Here is a 20,204-nt window from a genome sequence, read left to right on the forward strand (position 1 = left end):
TTTATAAAATAAAATTCATTATATTACTCAATATTATTATTTAAAATTGCAAATAATTGGTTCCTACCTTCTTGCAATACTTTATCATAATCTTCTCCTTCAACTATTCTTTTAGATAAAGGAACTCTAATTTTATCTCCTTGTTCAACTGTAATCATTTCTAAAACTTCTATAAACCATTTAAGGTGTAAATCTGAATATAATTTTAGTAAAATTTCTTCATGATTAGCAGATTGAAAGGTTGCATGTAAATTATTAATATTACTCATATCTAAATTATTTACGAATAAATCATTTATTTCATCAATGGATACTTGGAATTCTTCACTTAAAGGACCAATTACATCTTTTTGCCATTGATAAGATTCTATTTCTCTCATTTTCAATTGACGCAACAACTTATCATCATTTGCCATAATCCTTAATCAACTCCCCATCCTTTATTTAATGAATTTATTATTAATTTTATATTATGAATATGTAATTTGTAATTATCCAGATTATCCCTGCAACGATTATTCCTATTACAGTTTCTTTCCTACCATAACCTGGTCTCATTCCCATAACAAAACCTATTAAAAGTAATGATATGGCTATTATTAATACAGATAATGTTTTTGAAAATAATGCAAAATTAAATAATAATACCCAACCTATAATTGCTGCAATTAATGCTACAATATCTATTTTTTGGATAATATATATTTCTCCATGCTTCTTATAACTTACAAGTAATCCTAAGACGGAACCTATAATGAAAGTTAATAAGTATAATAATAAAAATGTTACATCCATTTTTCTTTAACCTCTACATTACCTTATACATGTATAAAAATGATATTGCAACAATTATAATTGTTACAAAGAACATTATTTTCTCTAAATTCTCATTAAAGTGAGAAACTTTATCAGTATTACTCTTATACATTAATGGGAAAAAGAGACAACCTATGAATACTAAAGGCACACCTGATATTATACCATATTGTCCTTGGAAGATACATATTAAAGCTGAGCATAATGTAATCCCTAAGGCTACAATTGATGCTAGTAATAAAAAATCTTGTTCTTCTTTCATCTTTATCCTATCCCTTTTTTACCAATACTATATTTTTTTTATAATTAAATTATTAACATTAAAACTGTACCTAAAGTACAAACAATTGCAATTGAAATTTGAGTCATAACTGAATGATTTGGATTTAACATTGGTGTTACTGCACTTATAAAACCCATTATAACAGTAATAATTATCATTCCAATAATTAAACCTAATAAACCTATAGGCCCACAGAACACAACAAGGAATACCCATAAAAGCATATACCATGCAACAGAATCTGTAAACATTATAAGTCCTCTTAACACACCAAAATGTTCAGTTTCAAAACCTGTAACTAAATCCTTAGCCTTAGTAATACAAAAAGGATTATACGGTGCTTTACTTAAAATTAAAGTTAAAAACATTATAGCTGCAAGAGGCATTGATAATATTAAAGGACCATGAATTGATTGATAACTAATTAAACTAGAAATATTTAAAGTCCCAGTTTTTAAGAAAATCAATGCAAGAACCGCGAATAATGGTAATTCTGCTGCTGCAGAGAAAACTGCTCTCACACAACTAAGTTTACCATAAGGAGAACCACTACTACTTCCCGCATTATGCTCAACGATTTTATGAACTGCATAAATACCAAATATTATTAAAAGTGATCCTTTAAGAACAGGCCCTTCAATTACACCAGTTACCCACACTGCAGAAAATATTACAACAATCCCTATATACAATGGATATGTAGCAGTTTTTGGAAAACTAGTTTCCTTAAAGAAAAATTTGATACTATGGATTAAATCTTGTACAATTGGAGGGCCTGGCCTAAGCTGAACACGTGCCATAACCTTCCTATGTAATCCTAAAAGTAAACTTCCAAAGAGAAAAGCCACTAAGATATTTACTATAATATTTAGCATTAAATTCATTATCATTCACCCTAAAAATTTAGAAAACCATTTAAATTAATACCCTGTAAATGGTTCTTCTACTCTTTCCTCCACTTCGTCTTTTTTAGGTTTAGCCATATTAATTAAACCAAATGAAAATATGAATAATGGTATGCAAATAATTGCTAAAGCAATTGTAAGATATTCAGATGTGAAAAATCCAATGATTATACCTAATAAAGATGCTACACAAATTATATAACCCATTATTCTAATTTTATCCATAATTTCCACCTTAAATAACTTTAATTACTATTAATAATATTTCTATTGCTCTAATCATTATAAATAAACTACTTAAATGTATTATAAGTATAAATGGTGATCCTGGAGTTCGAAACATTTCAGCTTTAGTAGCGAAAAATGGTGCAATACCAGTTTCACCACAAACTCCAATAAACATTAACAATGCACCAAATATCATCATTGGAGTAGTATAAGTCATTTGAGATATTACTAATAAACTTAATGTACCTGTACTTGCAAGAATTAAACAAGCCCCACCAAATAAAGGTAAACTACATAAAGTAGCTATAATCCCATATTGATAAGCTGCATCTAATACACTTACTTGTTTTACAGCAGACACAATACCAATATTAACAATACCCACTAATGCCATGAATAAAGTAAAATTATATAAATCTCCTGTAATCATAGCACCTGCAGTCGCAATACCACAAATAATTGCTAAGAACCTTCGTTGCTTAAATTCAGATAAACCAACACCAACACGAGTATCCTCTAATTTACCAAAACTAGCTTCAACTTGTGTTTCAGGACGACTAAAAGCAATTAAAACTGTGAATAATATTATAACTACAAACATAAATAAATGAAATGGATTGATATAAAAGACAATATCCCCTAAAGGTATTGTTCCTAAAATATTTCCACCTAAACTTTCAATAATCATATCCTTTTCATCTCACTTATTTCCTATTATACTCTTCTCGCATAAGAGTACCTATTAATCCCATCTTACTTGCAACTTTTAAGAGTAAACCAAATGCAGATAGTAATAATGCTAATAACCATAATTTAGGTAATGCAAAGAAAATACAGAAACCTATAATCCATAAAGTCCAAGCAACACCACTAATACCACTAAGACCATTAATTACTCGAATTGGTAAACCTCTAGCTTTTCTACAGAAAATATAAAATACAATTCCAGAACCAGCTATAACCCCACCAGTAAATCCACTTAACCATACACCATAACCTATTAAAATTAATGAGATAAAGTTAGGGGCTGTAGTCATAATCTCAAAATCAGCAGTTAATGGTAAAGGTAAAAATGATGCTTTCTTATCCATTTTATGCATTTCACGTGAAAGAAGAATTTCACTAATAGCTAAAGTTTCAGCTAACTCTACAGTAAATCCTGGAAGGACCAATGCTTCAGCTAGATCTGTACCTAAAGCACCGACAACTAAAAGCATAGCTAATCCAACAATATCAGTTAAAATTAAAACTTGAATATCTCGTTTTTCAATAGCTATTCCAGTTAATCCAATAAATGCTATAATAAGTGCAGTGTAAACTGCAGGTAAATACATATTAATAACTATTGGAGAGACTGTAGTAGGAATATAAACCATTTAATTATCCCTCCAATTTTGTTGTTCATGTGCTTTACGATTATTTTCGTTAACTTGAGAAGATAAATTATCTCCTGAATTAATAGCCTTTTTCACATCTTCTTTAATAACTTCTTCATCATTTTTATGATTCATAGTGAAATTTAAAGCTAACCATGAAGCTATAATAAAAGCCATCATAAGAATACTAGATTCTAATATTGTATCAAAACCACGAGTATAATACAATATTTCATCAATTAACCCACCTGGAGAGGAATATATGGATGTACCAAAGTATTTACTAATAGTACTAACATACTGACTTATAGGAGTCATATACGCCGTTACCATACCGATTTCCGGACTATTAGCCGGATATTGGGCATGAACAATTCCAGTTTCTCCAAGTACTTGTCCTCCACGATCATAAGGAGCTAAAGGTAATCCTGCATCTACTTGAACTTGGGGTGCAGGACGAGTATATAATTGATTCTCATTTAAAGCCATTGGTACAAAAAATCCTATAAGTAAAAATAATGCCATGATTATAGCAAATAATCTTGGAATATTTTTCGGCTTAGCAAGTTGATTCCAAAGATTTCCTATCTTCATACATCAGCCCCCAATTCTTCTAAACGAGTAATAGCCCGGAATAATACAAGTGTAATTATCATAGTTGTAGCTATAAAAGTTATTATTGCAATTGTATGATTATAACTTAAAAATATTAAACTAACACCAATACTAGGAACTTCAGTGTTAATTGTTCTTACAATAGGATCTTTAACTCCTGGACCCCAAACAACAGCTAAACTACCAACAATACATAAAACAATTCCTAAATAAAACCAAATTTGAAGATCAAACATTTTTATGTTCCCTCCAAATTTCGATGTCTAATCTCATCGACTTTAATTATAGATAATAAAAATACAATGATAGATAATGGACTTAATAATGCAACTAAGAAAGCAATATCTAAGTATTGGAATGCAACCATTGCAAGGAAAAATCCTGCATCTAATAAAGATAACATGATTAATTTATCTAATGGTTTTTTTAATAGTATAACTCCAATAGTTCCAACTAATAATAATATTACAGCTATACTTGTTATATCAATAAAGTTTAAAGGATTCATTATTTATTCCTCTTATCCATCCTCATTATCTAAGATTATTTCATTATCTAATTTTTTAAGTGAATATGCTATTGCATTACTACTTAATGTACTTGTAATAAAGAATGTTGCAGCTACAATAAAACCAAACATTGATTGAGCATATAATGCAATTATTGCAGTTATACCGAAATCTACAACATTTAAGTATAATAATTTTTCAACTCGATTATTTGTAACAAGTGAGCGTAATGCCATTAATATAATTATTATACCTATGATTGAAATGTATAATTCATTTGCCATTATTTTCTACAACCACATATTCCTTTTTTTATAATTCATCTGTGTATCTATTCATTTTTTTAGCTATTTTACCAAGGAATTTACTAGAGTATTTATGATATAAGCCTTGAATTAGAAGTATAGCTATCACTGCTCCACATATAAACATTTCTGGTGTTATTCCAATAAATGTTGAAAATATGAAAATTAAAACAGTCATTGTTAATGTACCAGTTGTTCCAGCATAACCAGGATCTGCACATAATCTGTTTCCTATAAAGACTATTAATGCTGCAATTAATCCTCCTTGAAATCCACAAACCATTATTGCTATAGAACTTATTAATGTTCCTGCAGATGCATCTGGTGAACATAAAATGTTTCCTTGGAAAAATCCACCAGCTAAGTCACCTTTACGTTCTTGTATATCATGACCTACTATATCTGCTCCTTTTACTCCAGGTTGTTCTGGTAATCCGAAATAAGTATCTACAATAATAAAATTAATTAAAGAGATTATTGTCGCAAAAATTATTCCTATGAATATATTCATTATTCTAGAACCTCCTGTGTTTCTGGAGGTTTAGGGAATAAGTAAAAGAAAAAGTATTTTGTAAATACTGCAGAAATAACACCAATTAAAACTGCTAAAACGATTCCATGATAAATCCATACATATCCAAGCCTATAAAATATTGCTAAAAGACCCATACTTATAATAGGAGTTGGGAAGATTGCACTCACATCAAATGAGTATCTAACGGGTTTACTAGGTAACCAAGACAATCCTAATCCTTTAGCAATGATTACTGACACTATTATTGTGATTAAGTAACCAGAAAATAAATATATTTCATTACCTTGAATAAACATGATTCCTATTATATAATTTAGTATATAAATAAATTATGTCTTATATTAAAGCCAAAAATTATTTAAATAATAAAGAAAATTTTTTAACAAAAATTTAAATTATTTAATATTATAAAAATAAATTTTCATAAAATATTTTTCTGATTTTTTATAAAATAAAATTCTTAATAATTATATTGTGGAAAGGTACTATTTTTTTTACATTAATTCTTTACAAATTCAATATGATTTTAAGCCCCCCCCAATAGTGTTAAATAATTTAAAAAAATAGGCTATTAATAAATTTTTTAAAGTTAAACTAAATTTCCATCCCCCTAAAAAAAGAATATTATCCATTAATTTAATTTAAAAATTTATTAATTAAATATTTAGCTTAAAATCAAATATAAAAATTTATTAATTAAGTTTTATAGATTGATTTTTATCTCTTAAAAATTTATTTTAAAAATTTTTTTAGAGTTAAATAGGGTGTCAATTTAATTAAAAAAAAGGTTTGATAAAAAAATGAGAATAAAATATAAATTTTCATTACTGCTAATTTTTTGTATTATAATTTTTATGGGTTCAGTTTCTGCTGAATCAAATTTAACAGACAATTGTTCTGATTTAAATAATTATAATACTATTAATGAAGTTAATGTTAATAATAATCAAATTTTAAGTGAAAATGAATCTTCCATTAGTGAAGATTCAAATAATGTTGAAAATAATGATTTAATTCAGTGCACAAATAAGAATATTGGATTAAGTCAAAAAGATTCTTTAAATAATCTATCAAATACCAATAATTATCCTAATTTATCTAGTTCCAGTGGTAATTTTGCTAATTTGTATAATACAATTTATGGTAAAAGTTATATTAATTTATACCAAGACTACAAGTATGATAAATATTTCTTAGATGATTATAATTTTGAAGGAGAATATCAAAAAGGTATTCCTATAAGTTGGAGTATAACTATTGATGGAAATGGACATACTATTGATGCTAGTAATTCTGCAAGTATTTTTAAAATTGGAACTTTTTATGGTACTATGAAACATATTACAGTTACTTTTAAGAATATAAACTTTATTAATAGTGGTGTTAACGAATATGGATCTATTCTTATAAGTTTAGATAGTACTGTTAATTTCATTAATTGTTATTTTAATAATAATAATGCAGGAGATTATGGAGGGGCTTTAACAATCATAAATAACGATTATGATGAATATGATTACACTAATGCCGATAAAAGTTATAATTATTATCCTACAGTAAATATTAATGATTGTACTTTTGAAGATAATTATGCAGATGTTAATGGGGGAGCTATTTATAATACTGGAACTTTAAATATCGTTTCTACTAATTTTAATAGTAATTCTGCTCGAGTTTTTGGTGGGGCAATTTATAATTTTGGTAAAGGAATGGGAGTAGAATCTTCTAGATTTTATGAAAATTCAGCACCAGGTAGTTCATCAATCAATAATATTAATAACTACAATATTGGTTCAAGTATAAATAATTGTGAATTTACTTATAATAATGATTATGTTGATGGACATTACTATAATACAATAAATAATGTTGCAGGTTTAATGGTTATTAGTAATTCAAAAATTTTTAATAATAAAGCCGGTGGTATAAGTAATTATGGTAATGGTTTTGGTAATAGTAAAATTACAGTTTCAAATTGTGAAATAACAGATAATGCAGGTGAAGCAATTTCTAATGGAAATACTTATACAGGTATTACATCAATTGCAAATATTGAACAATGTATTATTACTGATAATAATGGTGGAATTTCAAATTCTGAAGGTTCTTATAGTGAGAATATTTTAACTAATACTGTTAATCTCCATTTTAATGTAATTTATGGGAATAAAATTAATATAGATAATAGTGAAACAATGAGTAAAACTAGCCGTGTTTATGCCCAATATAATTGGTGGGGAAATAATAAAGGTGCAACTGGAATTAAGGGATCTACTGTTAATACTAATTATCCAGTTATTTTAACTTTATCCCCTAGTGCTGGTTCCACTATCCCAAATGAATATTCAATTATAACTGCTTATCTTAATAAGTATTCTGTAAATGGTAATCTTGTTACTTTAGCTAAAAGTATTCCTTCACGTACTGCATTTTTCTCTTCAACAAATAATATTGGAAGTTTCAGTAGTGATACTACTAGTTTACTTGATAGTGCTACTGTTAGTTACACCGGAGTTAAAAATCATCCTACTACTATTAATGTTAAAGTTGATAATCAAGTTTTAAATTTAAATGTTGATATTAAAACTGTCAAAGTGCTAAATACTTTATCTAATTTATCTTTATCTAATTCTAATCTCATTTATCCTGGAAATCTTACTACTCTAATAAATACTGTAAGTACTAATTCTTACAATACTGTTTATAATGGATCTGTAAGTTTTTATGTGAATAACAATTATTTAGGTAGTAGTAATGTTAATAATGGTGTTTCTGAATATAGTTGGACTCCAAATTATCCTGGAACTTACACTATTCTAGCTAAATATACAGGTAATAATTTTTATAATCCCTCTGAGGATACAATGACTGTTACTGTAAATGATTATATTATTAGTGATAAAAATAGTACCAATTTAATTGGAGATGATTTTATTGGAACATATGGTAATAGTGGGAATTTTACTGTTAGATTAATTGATAATGAGAGCAAACCAATTGTTGGCCAACACATTGCTTTAAAACTTTCAAATACTAATGGTCAAAGTAAAACTTATTGGTCTTCAACTGATATTAAGGGTTATGCAAATCTTGAAATTAATTTATATCCCGGCCATTATACCGTAGAATCTTCATATTCTGGTTCAAAAGTTTATACTTCTAGTAAGGATACAAATAGTATAACTGTGCAAAAGGAATCAAGTAACCTTAATAGCACAATTTTAAGTGCTAATACATTCAAAGAACCTTATAGTGCAGGAGATAATTTCACAGGATGTTTAAAAGATTATAATAATAATCCTCTTATCGGTCAACATATTGCTTTAAAACTTTCAAATATTAATGGTCAAAGTAAAACTTATTGGGTTACTACTGATGTAAATGGTGAATATCAATTAGCTATTAACTTATTTAAAGGAGAATACACTGTTCATTGTAGTTATGAAGGTAATAATAAGTATCAGTCATCAACTGCATTTAACACCATATCCGTTTTATAATTAAAATTTTAATTTTTTTTCTTATTTTACATTTTTTTATAAACTCTTTTTCAGTAAACTGCAATATAATTATTCATTTTTATTATAATGTAAAATTAGGTATAAGTAAATCATTATGTTAATGAGATGCAAGAATTTATATAATCTTTAATCATATTTTATCATCTTCTGTTTTCTAAAATTTTTATAAATTAATCAATAATATTAATAAAAGATTAAAAACAATATAGTTTATTATATTAAAGATTAATTTTTATAATATTTATTTTTGTAATTTATAATAAATTTTATTTGATAAGGTAATAAGAATGGAAAATAAAAATGTAATCGTGACAGGTGGTTTAGGATTTATCGGATCACACATAGTCGAAGAATTAATAAAAAATAATAAAGTAACTGTTATAGATAATTTATCAACTGGGAAAATGGAAAATTTAAATAATCCTAATCATCCTAATTTAGATATTATTAAAGGAGATTTAAATGATTTAGATTTAAAACCCATATTTAAAGGTAAAGATTATATATTTCATTTAGCTGCAGCTGCTAGTGTACCCGGTAGTGTTGAAAATCCAAGTTATACTCATGTTAATAATGTTGATACTACTGCTAAACTTTTAATTGCTGCAAAAGATAGTGAAATTAAAAAGATTGTTTTCTCTTCAAGTAGTGCAGTTTATGGTGAAAACCCAAATATGCCTCTTAAGGAAACTGAACCATACATGCCAACTAGTCCTTATGCTGCATCTAAAGCTATTGGAGAAATTTATCTTAAATCTTTTACTGAATGTTATGGTTTAAATAGTACAGCCCTCAGATATTTCAATGTATTTGGTCCTAAACAGGATGTTAATTCTCAATATGCAGCAGTTATTCCTAATTTTATTCATAGCATTATCCATGGAGAACAACCTGTAATTTATGGTGACGGTGAACAAACCCGTGATTTTATCTTTATTAAAGATATTGTTAAAGCTAATATTTTTGCTGCTGAATCTGATTATAATGGTATTGTTAATGTTGCTGCTGGTGAAGCTTTAACTATTAATGAGTTATATTTAATTATTGCTGAAGTTTTAAATACAGATATTAAACCTGAATATCTTCCAGAACGTCCAGGAGATATTAAACATTCATTTGCTAATGTTGATAATATGAAGAATATTAATTTTAGTGTAGATAAATCTAAATTTAAACAACAGTTAGGTGAAACTGTTAAATGGTTTGAATCTCAATTATAAGTTTTTTTTACTTTTATTACTTTACTTTTTTTATTTACTAATTTTCAATATTTTTACTAAAATAAAAAAAACGAAGATTTTTTATATATTCCCCCTTAATTCTCCAAAAAAAGTTACAAAAAATGAACAAAACACTAAAAAAAATAATAAAAAAAGAGAAAAAAATAAATCCATAAAAAAAGGGTGAAAATGATTCCAATGGAAAAAACAATTTAATAATAATATGTGTAAGTATAATAATCATCACAAGCATAATGTGCATGACTGCTTATTTTTTAACAATCCCAATACAAACACAAATACAGTAGGTATAGTAAATAATAGTACAAATGTAACTAGTATAAGTACAGAGGATAATACAAATTCAAACGATAACAGCTATTTAAACAATCCTTTATATACAGATTTCAACAAAGATGATCTTAATGGTGATGGAAGAATAAGTTTTGAAGAAGAACTAAGCAACATAGCACACACACCAAGAGATGCAGCATATGAAATGTTCACCCAAGCAGACTCAAACGGTGAAGGACTCCTAAAAGGACAAGAATACATAAACTGCAGAGAAGCCCTACAAAACAGTCCATACACAGCAAGCCACTAAAAATGAATAAAATTAATAAAAATCTTCTAGAAAACTTAAATATTTAATTTTTAAACAAAAAAGAGAAAAAGGATTAAATTGGATTTTCACCATTATCAACTTGCTCCTGACTATACCACTTACCAGAAAACCAATAATGATTCTCACCATTATCATCAGTATACTTAGAAGTATCCCCAGAATGATCCACTGGATGACCATCCACATAATCTTCATCACCAGAATCATAAGAACCAGATGAAGAATCACTACTAGAACTTACCTGACTAGAATCAGAAGAACTAGAACCACTAAGACCACTACTATTATTAGTAGAATTAACAGTAGTATTATTAACAACTACAGCAGAATTCCCACCATTAACAATAATAAAATATGCTGCACAAGACAATACAACACAACAAACAATAACAGTAATAGAAACTATAATTAAACTCTTCTCATCCAAAATAAATATTTACCCCTTTTAAATAATATTTATAATTAAATATAAAATTTATAAAAAGAAGTATAAAAAACTTTATAAAAAAAATAATTTTAATACTATAAAAATTCAATATTTCTATATGTTTTTTGAAAAATATAAAATTAAAAATGTTAGTGAAATAAATATAGATAACTACTCGAAAAAAGAAAATTGGAGTTTTATAAACTATTTAGACACTAAAAATATTACAAATAATAAAATTATTGAAATAAAATTTTTAAATCCACTTACAGATAAAATTCCAAGTAGAGCCAAAAGAAAAATAAAAGAAAATGACATAATAATTTCAACTGTGCGACCTAACCAAAAACATTATGGGATAATTGAAGATAAACCAACAAATTTATTAGTATCAACAGGATTCACAACTTTAAGAGCAAAAGAAAATTATGTCTTAAGTAAATATTTATATTATTTAATAACTCAAGATAAAGTAACCAAAAAATTACAAACAATTGCAGAACAAAGTACAACATCATATCCCTCAATAAAAACTTCAGATATAGAAAATATTAACATAGAATTACCCTCAATAAAAATTCAAAAACAAATTATATCAATAATAAATTCAATTGAAAAACAGGTAATCAAATTAAGAAAAATAAATCAAAATTTAGAACAACACCTTAATGTAATATTTAATGAATGGTATCAAAATTATAATTTCTATGATGAGCGTAATAAACCATATAAAGATAATGGAGGAAATTTTAAATCCTCTTCTCTAGGAGAAATACCGGAATCTTGGAAAATAGAAAAAATTGGGAATCTTCCATTGATAATCACAGATTATGTTGCCAATGGTAGTTTTGCTTCTCTTAAAGAAAATGTAACATTATATGAAGAGCCAGAATATGCTTTTTTTATTAGAAATACTGATTTAAAAAGTAATAAATTTGAAAAATATGTTGATCAACATTCTTATGAATTTTTAAGAAAATCCTTTTTAAGAGGTAATGAAGTTATAATATCTAATGTAGGTGATGTTGGTTCTGTATATTTATGTCCAAAACTTGAAAAACCTATGACTTTAGGAAACAATATGATTTTAATTAAATCAGATAAAGAAAAGACAGATATTAATTGGAATTATTTTATATATCTGTTATTTAATTCTAGTTATGGGCAATATTTAATAGAATCAATATCTGGAGGTTCAGTTCAATCTAAATTTAATAAAACCGACTTTAGATCTTTAAAAATAGTTATACCTTCTGAATCTGATTTATTAAAGTTTAATAATTTTATTTCTCCTTTCTTCAAATATCATTCAGAATTAACAAAGGAAATAAAAGATTTAACATCATTAAGAGATATTTTACTTCCAAAACTTATGAGTGGAGAAATTGATGTTTCTCAAATTGAAGTTGAATGATTGATAAATAATGATTTACTCATAATTTTAGGTTGAGTTCATATAATATTATTATGAAATCTAAAATTTTGAATATTGTTTTAAAAGAAATGAGTCCTTATTTGGATATTGATCAATGTAATAAATTGAATGATATATTGAATTATGTTTTTAAGGATATTGAAGTTGTTAAAATTGATAAAAATTGTATTAATACAAATTCATTAGATAATAATGTGGTTTTAGATAAATTTTTATCATCTAAGGAAATAGAAGGATGTTCTAAAAAAACTTTAACATATTATAAATCTACTATTGAATATGTTTTTAATTCAGTGAATAAAAAAGTTGAGAATATTACTACAGAAGACATAAGAAATTACTTATCTTATCATAAGAAAAAACGTGGATCCAGTAAAACCACTATAGATAATATTAGAAGAATATTATCTAGTTTCTTTAGTTGGTTAGAAGATGAAGATTATATTATAAAAAACCCTGTTAGAAGAATACACAAAGTAAAAAGAGGAAGAACAGTAAAAGAAGTATTAACAGATGAAAAATTAGAAATACTTAGAGATACCTGCATAGAAATAAGAGACTTATCATTAATTGAATTATTAATCTCAACAGGAATGAGAGTAGGAGAATTGGTGAATTTAAATACAAATGATATTAACTTTGAAGAGAGATCTTGTGTGGTTTTTGGGAAAGGAGAAAGCGAACGAGAAGTATACTTCGATGCAAGAACAAAAATACATTTAAAAAAATATTTAAAACAAAGAAAAGACAAAAATCCAGCACTATTCGTATCACTTAAAAAACCTTACAAAAGATTAGGAATAAATGGAGTAGAAACACGCCTAAAAAAATTAGGATTAGATGCAAATATAACAAATGTACACCCACACAAATTTAGAAGAACAATGGCCACAAAAGCAATAGACAAAGGAATGCCAATAGAACAAGTACAAAAACTTTTAGGACATGTTCAAATTGACACAACTATGCAATACGCAATGGTAAATCAAAACAACATAAAAATATCCCATAGAAAATATATTAGTTAAAAAAATATATTTTCTATAAATTTTTCTAGTAAAACATTATCCTGGAATTAAATCATTATTTAATTAGCCAACTAAATATGGATTTATCTAGTTAAATCTCTATTTTAGAAACATCAATTTCACCGGACATTAATTTTGGTAATAAGGTGTCCCTTAATTGTTCTAAATTCTTATTTTCTTGAATATTATTAGCTATTTGAATATAAAATGGTTTTAATAAATTTCCTACTTTTTCACAGATTGATAAATCTTTTGGTAGAGCTATTTTATAATTAGTTATAGCTTTTTTATCTAAATGAAGTACTGTTGTACCATTTACATAACCCAATGCATGATTTTTGAATCTTTCTGTATTCAACAGACTGTTTAATAAATAGTTATTTATCTCAGGTTTTAAAGACTTTACTTTAACTAAGTCCATAGATATTAAAATATTATTATAACCTGATTTATTAAGTAACATTTCAGCATTACCCACTATATCAGCATTTTGAGTTAAATCTGTGCAAGCTATTAAAACATCATAAAGTTCTACATAATGATGAGGTTTTACTCGATCGGATATATTAATTTCTTTAAACCCATCTAATTTAAAGCCACCATTTCTATCAAAATTTTTAATAGTTGCCATTGCATCTTGAGAACTTCCAAGATCTTCACCTTTATATGAATAACCATTAAATACTTTAACTAAATCTTTTAAGCTAACAATTTCCCAAGAACTAGGAATTTTACCCAACTCAGAATCAATAAAATCCTCATTTTCAAATGGAGTAAAAGAGCTAAAATAATATTTGGTAATATTTTTTATAATAGTCATTAAATTTTGATTTTTTGTGAGAAATAGATTATATAATAAAGATTATTAAAGATATTAATGAATATATGAAAATTAATATTAAATTTTGATTTAACTGATTATTGTTTTTTAAAATATTGTCTATATTTGATAACAATTTTAAAACCTGTTTTTGATACAAAATTGGAGGCACATTTATTTTTAAATGATTTAAAGTATCTGATCTCAAACTAGGAATTGTTGTTCCTTCATTATATTTATTTAAATCAATCCTAGATATATAATAATATAAATATTTGGGAATAATTAAATTTTCATTAATTTCTGTGTAAAAAAGAGTATCAACAGTCCAAAAAGGAGTTTGTTGATAATATACATTAGATATACTCCCTTTTCGTGGAATTAAAACAGAAGGTTTATCATATAAAAAATCAGTAGCATACCCCATTAATCCTCCAGTACCAAAAATAGGAAATTTTCCATTTTTATCCTCAACTTTTTTCTGATTTTTCCCATACTTTAGCTTAATTAATGAACTTAAATCAAATTCTTTAAAATTCAAATCCAATCACCTTTAAGTTTTCTCTGATTTCTTTTTCTAGTTTATTGGATTCTTTAAATAAACTGTCTAGTTCTTTTGTGAGTGTTTCCATTTTTTCTTCGAATGGTATTCCATCGTCTTCTTCTGGTTTAAATCCTACATATCGGCCAGGTGTTAAGATGTAATCGTTTTCTTTTATTTTATCGTAGTCTGCTATTGCGGTGAATCCTTTTTCTTCTTCGAGTGTTCCGTTATCGAAGGCTTCAAATGCTTCACTGATTTTGTTTATGTCTTCTGTTTTTAGTTCTCGTAGTTTACGAGATACCATTGTTCCCATTTCTCGTGCATCGATGAATAATGTTTTTCCTTTTTGTTTTTTGTCACGATTTATAAACCATAGGCATACTGGTATTCCTGTGGTGTAGAAGAGTTGTGTTGGTAGTGCTACTATTCCTTCTATTAAGTCGTCTTCTAGTATTCCTTTTCTTATTTTTTCTTCTGCTTTATTTGTTGTGGAAAGTGATCCGTTTGCTAAGACGATTCCCATTTTTCCTTGTGGTGATAGGTGATGTATCATGTGTTGGATCCATGCGTAGTTTGCATTTCCTTTTGGAGGTATTCCATACTTCCATCGTACATCATCTTCTAATTTTTCTTGCCCCCAACTTTTTAAGTTAAATGGTGGATTTGCCATTATATAATCTGCTTTAAGGGTAGAGTGTAAGTCGTTTAGGAATGTGTCCTCATATGTTTTTCCAAGGTTAGCTTCTATTCCACGGATTGCAAGATTCATTCTTGCCATTTTCCAAGTAGTAGGATTGGATTCTTGCCCAAATACACTTATATTTTTAATATTTCCACTATGATTTTCTATGAAATTTTTGGATTGTACAAACATTCCACCAGATCCACAACATGGATCGTAGACTCTGCCGTTGTAAGGTTGTAGTACTGATACTAAGGTTTTTACTACACATGTTGGTGTGAAGAATTCTCCTGCTTTCTTTCCTTCGTTTTCTGCAAATTTTGATAAGCAGTATTCATAGGTTCGACCGAGTAGGTCCTGTTTGTCTCCATGGGTTGACATTGTTATATTTGTAAATAGGTCTATTACATCACCTAATTTTTGTTTATCTAGTTCGGGTCTTGCAAAATTACTTGGCAATACTCCTTTAAGTGATGAGTTATTCTTTTCTATTGCACGCATAGCTTCATCTATAATTATACCATTATCTTTTTCATGTGCATGTGTACTTATTATGTTCCATCTAGCTTCTGGTGGTACAAAGAAAATATTTTCCGCAGTGTATTCATCTTTATCCTCCTGGTAACCTTTACCACTTTCAAGGAGTTTGTTGTATTTTTCTTCAAATTTATCTGATAAGTATTTTAAAAATATTAATCCAAGGATTACATGTTTATATTCTGATGCATCCATACTTCCACGAAGCTTATCTGCAGCTTGCCAAATCTTTTCTTCAAAACCAATTTCACTGGTATTGTCTTTTTTAGTCATAAATATTCACTTTTTAATTTTTTTTATTTAATGGAAAAAGTTTATTTTCATTAGATTTCTTATTTTAATAATCTATTTTTATTAATTACATTTCTATTGCGTCTGCCCATTGTTCACATTGTTCTATTACTGTATTTATTGCGGTTTCTAGTCCGTCTGGTGGGTAGTCATGTTCTCGGAGTAAGTGTTTTACAGTTACTCTCATTAGTGCTCTTGCACTTTCTTTTTTATTCCAGTCTATGGTACGGTTTCGGTTTAATTTTTCTGTTAATTCTCGTGTGATGGCTATTAGTTCATCGTTTTCATAGAAGTCTTTTATGTTTTCTGGTTGTGTGATTGCATCGTAAAATGCTAGTTCTTCATTTGTTAGTCCTAATTTCTCCCCCGCATTATTATCTTCTTTTATTTCTTGTGCAAGGTTGATTAGTTCATCTATTACTTCTTGATTGGTGATGTGTCCGTTTACGTATTTGTTCATGATTTTTGTTAGCATTTCACTGAATTTTTCAGATTTAACAACATTTTGATTATATTTTTTCCCTTTTATTTCATCTTTTAAAAGTTTTTGTAATAGTTCAATTGCTAGGTTTCGCTCTTGCATTTTATTTATTCTAGCTAGAAATGTTTCATCAAATAAAGAGGTTTCTTCTTGCACATCAGAGAACAGGTTTATTACTCCTTCACTTTTAATACTATGTTCTAATAATTCTGAGATTTGTTTGTTAATTTCTGCTGGTGATAATTTACCTGGACGTGTGATACGTGTTAGTAATGTTCTTACTGCTTCAAAATAGGCTGCTTCTAATCTTTCTGTTTCAGTTGCTTTACTTCTACATAATGATAGTGCTTGTTTTAATCTTAAAGCATAGGTTAAGAATTCTTCTTTTTCCTCTTCATTGTCTGGTTTTAATAGGAAATTAACCCCTTTTTTAATAGTTTTTGCCCGAATTAAAGGATCATCAGTAAAGAACTGTGTGTAATCTAATCCATGGAATAAGTCATCACAAATTTCTAGTATTTCCTGAAATTTTGGGTATGCTACTTTAATTATATCCATATCCCCATAATTATTCCGATCACGTTTAGTATAATCACTCATTGCTTGGCGTAATGCTGCACTTATACCAATGTAATCTACTATTAATCCCCCAGTTTTATCCGGATATACTCGGTTTACTCTTGCAATGGCTTGCATTAAAGTATGATCTTTCATAGGTTTATAAATATACATTGTATCCAAACTAGGAACATCGAACCCGGTTAACCACATGTCTACGACTATTGCTATTTTGAATTCATCATTAGGGTCTTTAAATTTAGAGTCTAATTCTTTTTTATATGATTTAGTTCCAATTATATCATGCCAATCTTCAGGATCATTATTATTACTAGTCATAACTATTTTTACTTTATCCTGCCAATCTGGATGCAATTCAAGTATACGATTATAAATCTTCATTGCTATACCACGGGAGTATGCAACAATCATTGCTTTTCCTTTTAACTCATACATCCGATTATCCATATAATGATTACTCATATCTTCACATAATGAGTTAATTGTTTCAGAAGCACCTAATAATTCTTCCATTTGACTTAATTTATGTTTACTTGCTTCAATTGCATAAGGTTCAGCTTCAAGTGATAATTCTTCATATTTATCATCAATTTCTTGTAAAGTTTCTGAATCTAATTCTAAGTTAATTACCCGGCTTTCATAATGTATTGGACAAGTTGCACCATCCTCCACTGATTGTGTCATATCGTAAATATCAATATAATCACCAAATACTTCACGAGTACTTTTATCCCTTGTAGCTATTGGTGTTCCAGTAAAACCGATAAATGTAGCATTTGGAAGATTATCATGAACTTTACGTGCTGCACCAATTATCTTCTCACCAGTTTCAGGATTAAACTTCTCCTCTAAACCGTATTGACTACGATGCGCTTCATCACTAATTACAATAACATCCTCACGAAGAGTTAATGGTTCATCTGATAGTTCAAACTTTTGCATAGTAGAAAAAAATATTCCATTAGCAACACGATCATTTAATAATTCTTTAAGATTCTCACGATTAACAGCCTGTTTAGGACTTTGACTAATAAAACCAGAACACTTATTAAACTGATTATAAAGTTGATTATCTAAATCATTACGATCAGTTATAACAACAAAAGTTGGACTATTCATAATATGTTGCAACTTATTAACATAAAAAACCATAGATAAACTTTTACCACTACCCTGAGTATGCCAAAACACTCCCGCTTTACCATCACTAGAAACAGCCTCCTGAGTAGTAGTTAAAGCTTTATTAACAGCAAAATATTGATGATAAGCACCTAAAATTTTAATATACTTACTTGAATCAACAGAGTATAAAATAAAATTTTCTAGTATATCTAAGAATCTGTGCTTCTCAAACATTCCCTCAAATAAGACATCAAAACTTGCAAAACTAGTATCCTTATAATTCCCATCAACTGTTTTCCATTCCATAAAACGATCTTCATTTGAAGTGATTGTTCCAGCTTTACTTGTTGCCATATCACTCATAACAACAAAAGCATTATAAGTAAAAAGAGATGGGACCTCTTTCATATAATTTTTCAATTGCCGATAAGCATTACTAACATCAACTTCTTCACGACTAGGAGATTTCAACTCAACAACAACTAAAGGCAACCCATTAACAAAAACAACAACATCCGCCCTTTTAACACTCAAATCATCAACAGTCCACTGATTAATCACATGAAAAGTATTCTTATCAACATTATCATAATCTATTAATTTAACTAAAGCAGCCCTTTTCTCATTACCATCTAAATAATTAACAGACATTCCCTTCTGTAAAAATTCAGTAAAATTATAATTAGATTCTATAAGATTACTACTTGAAACTAAACCTTTTAACTGATTTACAGCACTATCAATAACACTAAATTTTAAATTAGGATTAATCCGACTTAAACTTTCCCTTAAGTGATCCTCATACAAAGGATTATTATAATCCCTATCAATATTAGGACCATAAAAATGAGTATAACCTAAACCCTCAAACAAACTTATAATAGATTGCTCAAATTCATCCTCAGTAAAAACCATACCATATCACCATTAAAAAAATAAAATTTTATAATTAATATATTATATTATCATTCAAGATATTAATATTAACTTAAAATAAGGTAAAAGTCAAAAAATAAAAAAAGGATTAGTTCATAATTTTCTTTGCACCATAATGAATAATAATACAAAGAATAATAGCACCAATTAAACCAATAGGACCAAGCAATAAACCCAAGAATAAAAGTATACAGTACCCTATTACTTTTAAGAATGCTAAACCAGAACTACCATAACTAGTACCAACACTATCAAAAATAGGCCTATTTACAGAATCAAAAACTCGTCCACACTTTGGACATTGCGTAACTGCCCCATTAGTCCAGAATGATTTACCACAATATGGACATATATACTTATTACTCATAAATATCTTCCCCTTAA

The 20,204-nt window shown here is 27.6% G+C and carries 24 protein-coding genes; 5 read left to right on the forward strand and 19 right to left on the reverse strand.

Going from position 1 to position 20,204, the window contains the following annotated elements; genetic code table 11:
• Positions 1 to 23 precede the first annotated feature (23 nt).
• Genes ACA135_RS04635 through ACA135_RS04695 form a run of 13 tightly spaced genes read right to left on the reverse strand, consistent with a single transcriptional unit; the run spans position 24 to position 5,868 of the window.
• Positions 24 to 416: a DUF1959 family protein gene (locus tag ACA135_RS04635; RefSeq protein WP_409197601.1), complete on the reverse strand. Its 393-nt coding sequence runs from the start codon at positions 414 to 416 to the stop codon at positions 24 to 26.
• 49 nt (positions 417 to 465) lie between these two features.
• Entirely contained in the window at positions 466 to 795 is a 330-nt protein-coding gene (locus ACA135_RS04640) for an energy-converting hydrogenase subunit EhaL family protein (protein ID WP_409197602.1), read from the reverse strand.
• Between the two features lie 13 nt (positions 796 to 808).
• Positions 809 to 1,078 carry a hypothetical protein gene (locus ACA135_RS04645; protein ID WP_409197603.1) on the reverse strand — a complete coding sequence of 90 codons (270 nt, stop codon included), beginning with the start codon at positions 1,076 to 1,078 and terminating at the stop codon, positions 809 to 811.
• Between the two features lie 44 nt (positions 1,079 to 1,122).
• Positions 1,123 to 1,983 (reverse strand): respiratory chain complex I subunit 1 family protein, encoded by an 861-nt coding sequence (locus tag ACA135_RS04650; RefSeq protein WP_409197604.1) that lies wholly within the window; start codon positions 1,981 to 1,983, stop codon positions 1,123 to 1,125.
• A gap of 36 nt (positions 1,984 to 2,019) precedes the next feature.
• Positions 2,020 to 2,229: a DUF788 domain-containing protein gene (locus ACA135_RS04655; RefSeq protein ID WP_409197605.1), complete on the reverse strand. Its 210-nt coding sequence runs from the start codon at positions 2,227 to 2,229 to the stop codon at positions 2,020 to 2,022.
• A 10-nt stretch (positions 2,230 to 2,239) separates the two neighbouring features.
• Positions 2,240 to 2,920, reverse strand: a complete 681-nt coding sequence (locus ACA135_RS04660; RefSeq protein WP_409197606.1) for a hypothetical protein — start codon at positions 2,918 to 2,920, stop codon at positions 2,240 to 2,242.
• Positions 2,921 to 2,936: 16 nt separating this feature from the next.
• Positions 2,937 to 3,608 (reverse strand): EhaG family protein, encoded by a 672-nt coding sequence (locus tag ACA135_RS04665; protein ID WP_409197607.1) that lies wholly within the window; start codon positions 3,606 to 3,608, stop codon positions 2,937 to 2,939.
• The gene (locus tag ACA135_RS04670; RefSeq protein WP_409197608.1) at positions 3,609 to 4,202 is read right to left on the reverse strand and encodes an EhaF family protein; all 594 of its coding nucleotides are present in this window, start codon (positions 4,200 to 4,202) and stop codon (positions 3,609 to 3,611) included. It abuts the gene before it with no gap.
• Entirely contained in the window at positions 4,199 to 4,459 is a 261-nt protein-coding gene (locus tag ACA135_RS04675) for an EhaE family protein (protein WP_409197609.1), read from the reverse strand. Before ACA135_RS04675 ends, ACA135_RS04670 begins: the two co-directional genes overlap by 4 nt.
• A gap of 2 nt (positions 4,460 to 4,461) precedes the next feature.
• Positions 4,462 to 4,731 (reverse strand): DUF2108 domain-containing protein, encoded by a 270-nt coding sequence (locus ACA135_RS04680; protein WP_409197610.1) that lies wholly within the window; start codon positions 4,729 to 4,731, stop codon positions 4,462 to 4,464.
• 12 nt (positions 4,732 to 4,743) lie between these two features.
• Positions 4,744 to 5,016 carry a DUF2109 domain-containing protein gene (locus ACA135_RS04685; protein ID WP_409197611.1) on the reverse strand — a complete coding sequence of 91 codons (273 nt, stop codon included), beginning with the start codon at positions 5,014 to 5,016 and terminating at the stop codon, positions 4,744 to 4,746.
• 28 nt (positions 5,017 to 5,044) lie between these two features.
• Positions 5,045 to 5,548, reverse strand: a complete 504-nt coding sequence (locus ACA135_RS04690) for a hypothetical protein (RefSeq protein ID WP_409197612.1) — start codon at positions 5,546 to 5,548, stop codon at positions 5,045 to 5,047.
• Positions 5,548 to 5,868, reverse strand: a complete 321-nt coding sequence (locus ACA135_RS04695; protein WP_409197613.1) for an energy-converting hydrogenase A subunit A EhaA — start codon at positions 5,866 to 5,868, stop codon at positions 5,548 to 5,550. The genes ACA135_RS04690 and ACA135_RS04695 overlap by 1 nt, the downstream gene beginning before the upstream one ends.
• 558 nt (positions 5,869 to 6,426) lie before the next feature.
• On the opposite strand from ACA135_RS04695, the gene ACA135_RS04700 reads away from it, so the two are divergent.
• The 3 genes from ACA135_RS04700 (at position 6,427) to ACA135_RS04710 (ending at position 10,917) form a co-directional block, all read left to right on the forward strand.
• Positions 6,427 to 9,072 carry an Ig-like domain repeat protein gene (locus ACA135_RS04700; RefSeq protein WP_409197614.1) on the forward strand — a complete coding sequence of 882 codons (2,646 nt, stop codon included), beginning with the start codon at positions 6,427 to 6,429 and terminating at the stop codon, positions 9,070 to 9,072.
• 308 nt (positions 9,073 to 9,380) lie between these two features.
• The gene (locus ACA135_RS04705) at positions 9,381 to 10,313 is read left to right on the forward strand and encodes an NAD-dependent epimerase/dehydratase family protein (protein WP_409197615.1); all 933 of its coding nucleotides are present in this window, start codon (positions 9,381 to 9,383) and stop codon (positions 10,311 to 10,313) included.
• A 223-nt stretch (positions 10,314 to 10,536) separates the two neighbouring features.
• Positions 10,537 to 10,917, forward strand: coding sequence for a hypothetical protein (locus tag ACA135_RS04710; protein ID WP_409197616.1), 381 nt, complete (start codon positions 10,537 to 10,539; stop codon positions 10,915 to 10,917).
• Positions 10,918 to 10,990: 73 nt separating this feature from the next.
• Here the strand turns inward: ACA135_RS04710 and ACA135_RS04715 are convergent, their stop codons facing one another.
• Positions 10,991 to 11,365, reverse strand: coding sequence for a hypothetical protein (locus tag ACA135_RS04715; protein WP_409197617.1), 375 nt, complete (start codon positions 11,363 to 11,365; stop codon positions 10,991 to 10,993).
• A gap of 118 nt (positions 11,366 to 11,483) precedes the next feature.
• Here ACA135_RS04715 and ACA135_RS04720 point away from each other — a divergent pair, with 118 nt between their 5' ends.
• Both ACA135_RS04720 and xerA read left to right on the forward strand, forming a co-directional pair.
• The gene (locus tag ACA135_RS04720; protein ID WP_409197618.1) at positions 11,484 to 12,779 is read left to right on the forward strand and encodes a restriction endonuclease subunit S; all 1,296 of its coding nucleotides are present in this window, start codon (positions 11,484 to 11,486) and stop codon (positions 12,777 to 12,779) included.
• A gap of 53 nt (positions 12,780 to 12,832) precedes the next feature.
• On the forward strand, positions 12,833 to 13,828 hold the full coding sequence (gene xerA, locus ACA135_RS04725) for a site-specific tyrosine recombinase/integron integrase (RefSeq protein ID WP_409197619.1): 996 nt from the start codon (positions 12,833 to 12,835) through the stop codon (positions 13,826 to 13,828).
• A 91-nt stretch (positions 13,829 to 13,919) separates the two neighbouring features.
• On the opposite strand, the gene ACA135_RS04730 is transcribed toward xerA, so the two are convergent.
• The 5 genes from ACA135_RS04730 to ACA135_RS04750 form a co-directional block, all read right to left on the reverse strand.
• A complete protein-coding gene (locus tag ACA135_RS04730; RefSeq protein ID WP_409197620.1) occupies positions 13,920 to 14,648 on the reverse strand; it encodes a restriction endonuclease subunit S in 729 nt (242 codons plus the stop codon).
• Between the two features lie 28 nt (positions 14,649 to 14,676).
• On the reverse strand, positions 14,677 to 15,189 hold the full coding sequence (locus tag ACA135_RS04735; RefSeq protein ID WP_409197621.1) for a restriction endonuclease subunit S: 513 nt from the start codon (positions 15,187 to 15,189) through the stop codon (positions 14,677 to 14,679).
• The gene (locus ACA135_RS04740) at positions 15,179 to 16,684 is read right to left on the reverse strand and encodes an N-6 DNA methylase (protein WP_409197622.1); all 1,506 of its coding nucleotides are present in this window, start codon (positions 16,682 to 16,684) and stop codon (positions 15,179 to 15,181) included. The genes ACA135_RS04735 and ACA135_RS04740 overlap by 11 nt, the downstream gene beginning before the upstream one ends.
• 85 nt (positions 16,685 to 16,769) lie before the next feature.
• Positions 16,770 to 19,799, reverse strand: coding sequence for a type I restriction endonuclease subunit R (locus ACA135_RS04745; RefSeq protein WP_409197623.1), 3,030 nt, complete (start codon positions 19,797 to 19,799; stop codon positions 16,770 to 16,772).
• 109 nt (positions 19,800 to 19,908) lie between these two features.
• Complete coding sequence (locus ACA135_RS04750; RefSeq protein ID WP_409197624.1) at positions 19,909 to 20,187, reverse strand: hypothetical protein; 279 nt, start codon at positions 20,185 to 20,187, stop codon at positions 19,909 to 19,911.
• Between the last annotated feature and the right edge of the window lie 17 nt (positions 20,188 to 20,204).

The organism is Methanobrevibacter acididurans, assembly GCF_046197875.1.
In the GTDB taxonomy this organism is placed as follows: Archaea; Methanobacteriota; Methanobacteria; order Methanobacteriales; family Methanobacteriaceae; genus Methanobrevibacter_A; species Methanobrevibacter_A acididurans.

Coding starts and splice junctions, on each gene's coding strand:
- ACA135_RS04680 (WP_409197610.1), bottom strand. CDS start 4,731: ATGAATCCTTTAAACTTTATTGATATAACAAGTATAGCTGTAATATTA.
- ACA135_RS04700 (WP_409197614.1), top strand. CDS start 6,427: ATGGGTTCAGTTTCTGCTGAATCAAATTTAACAGACAATTGTTCTGAT.
- ACA135_RS04745 (WP_409197623.1), bottom strand. CDS start 19,799: ATGGTTTTTACTGAGGATGAATTTGAGCAATCTATTATAAGTTTGTTT.
- ACA135_RS04665 (WP_409197607.1), bottom strand. CDS start 3,608: ATGGTTTATATTCCTACTACAGTCTCTCCAATAGTTATTAATATGTAT.
- ACA135_RS04740 (WP_409197622.1), bottom strand. CDS start 16,684: ATGACTAAAAAAGACAATACCAGTGAAATTGGTTTTGAAGAAAAGATT.
- ACA135_RS04685 (WP_409197611.1), bottom strand. CDS start 5,016: ATGGCAAATGAATTATACATTTCAATCATAGGTATAATAATTATATTA.
- ACA135_RS04655 (WP_409197605.1), bottom strand. CDS start 2,229: ATGGATAAAATTAGAATAATGGGTTATATAATTTGTGTAGCATCTTTA.
- ACA135_RS04730 (WP_409197620.1), bottom strand. CDS start 14,648: ATGACTATTATAAAAAATATTACCAAATATTATTTTAGCTCTTTTACT.
- ACA135_RS04690 (WP_409197612.1), bottom strand. CDS start 5,548: ATGAATATATTCATAGGAATAATTTTTGCGACAATAATCTCTTTAATT.
- xerA (WP_409197619.1), top strand. CDS start 12,833: ATGAAATCTAAAATTTTGAATATTGTTTTAAAAGAAATGAGTCCTTAT.
- ACA135_RS04705 (WP_409197615.1), top strand. CDS start 9,381: ATGGAAAATAAAAATGTAATCGTGACAGGTGGTTTAGGATTTATCGGA.
- ACA135_RS04635 (WP_409197601.1), bottom strand. CDS start 416: ATGGCAAATGATGATAAGTTGTTGCGTCAATTGAAAATGAGAGAAATA.
- ACA135_RS04695 (WP_409197613.1), bottom strand. CDS start 5,868: ATGTTTATTCAAGGTAATGAAATATATTTATTTTCTGGTTACTTAATC.
- ACA135_RS04640 (WP_409197602.1), bottom strand. CDS start 795: ATGGATGTAACATTTTTATTATTATACTTATTAACTTTCATTATAGGT.
- ACA135_RS04660 (WP_409197606.1), bottom strand. CDS start 2,920: ATGATTATTGAAAGTTTAGGTGGAAATATTTTAGGAACAATACCTTTA.
- ACA135_RS04645 (WP_409197603.1), bottom strand. CDS start 1,078: ATGAAAGAAGAACAAGATTTTTTATTACTAGCATCAATTGTAGCCTTA.
- ACA135_RS04710 (WP_409197616.1), top strand. CDS start 10,537: ATGTGTAAGTATAATAATCATCACAAGCATAATGTGCATGACTGCTTA.
- ACA135_RS04750 (WP_409197624.1), bottom strand. CDS start 20,187: ATGAGTAATAAGTATATATGTCCATATTGTGGTAAATCATTCTGGACT.
- ACA135_RS04670 (WP_409197608.1), bottom strand. CDS start 4,202: ATGAAGATAGGAAATCTTTGGAATCAACTTGCTAAGCCGAAAAATATT.
- ACA135_RS04650 (WP_409197604.1), bottom strand. CDS start 1,983: ATGAATTTAATGCTAAATATTATAGTAAATATCTTAGTGGCTTTTCTC.
- ACA135_RS04675 (WP_409197609.1), bottom strand. CDS start 4,459: ATGTTTGATCTTCAAATTTGGTTTTATTTAGGAATTGTTTTATGTATT.
- ACA135_RS04720 (WP_409197618.1), top strand. CDS start 11,484: ATGTTTTTTGAAAAATATAAAATTAAAAATGTTAGTGAAATAAATATA.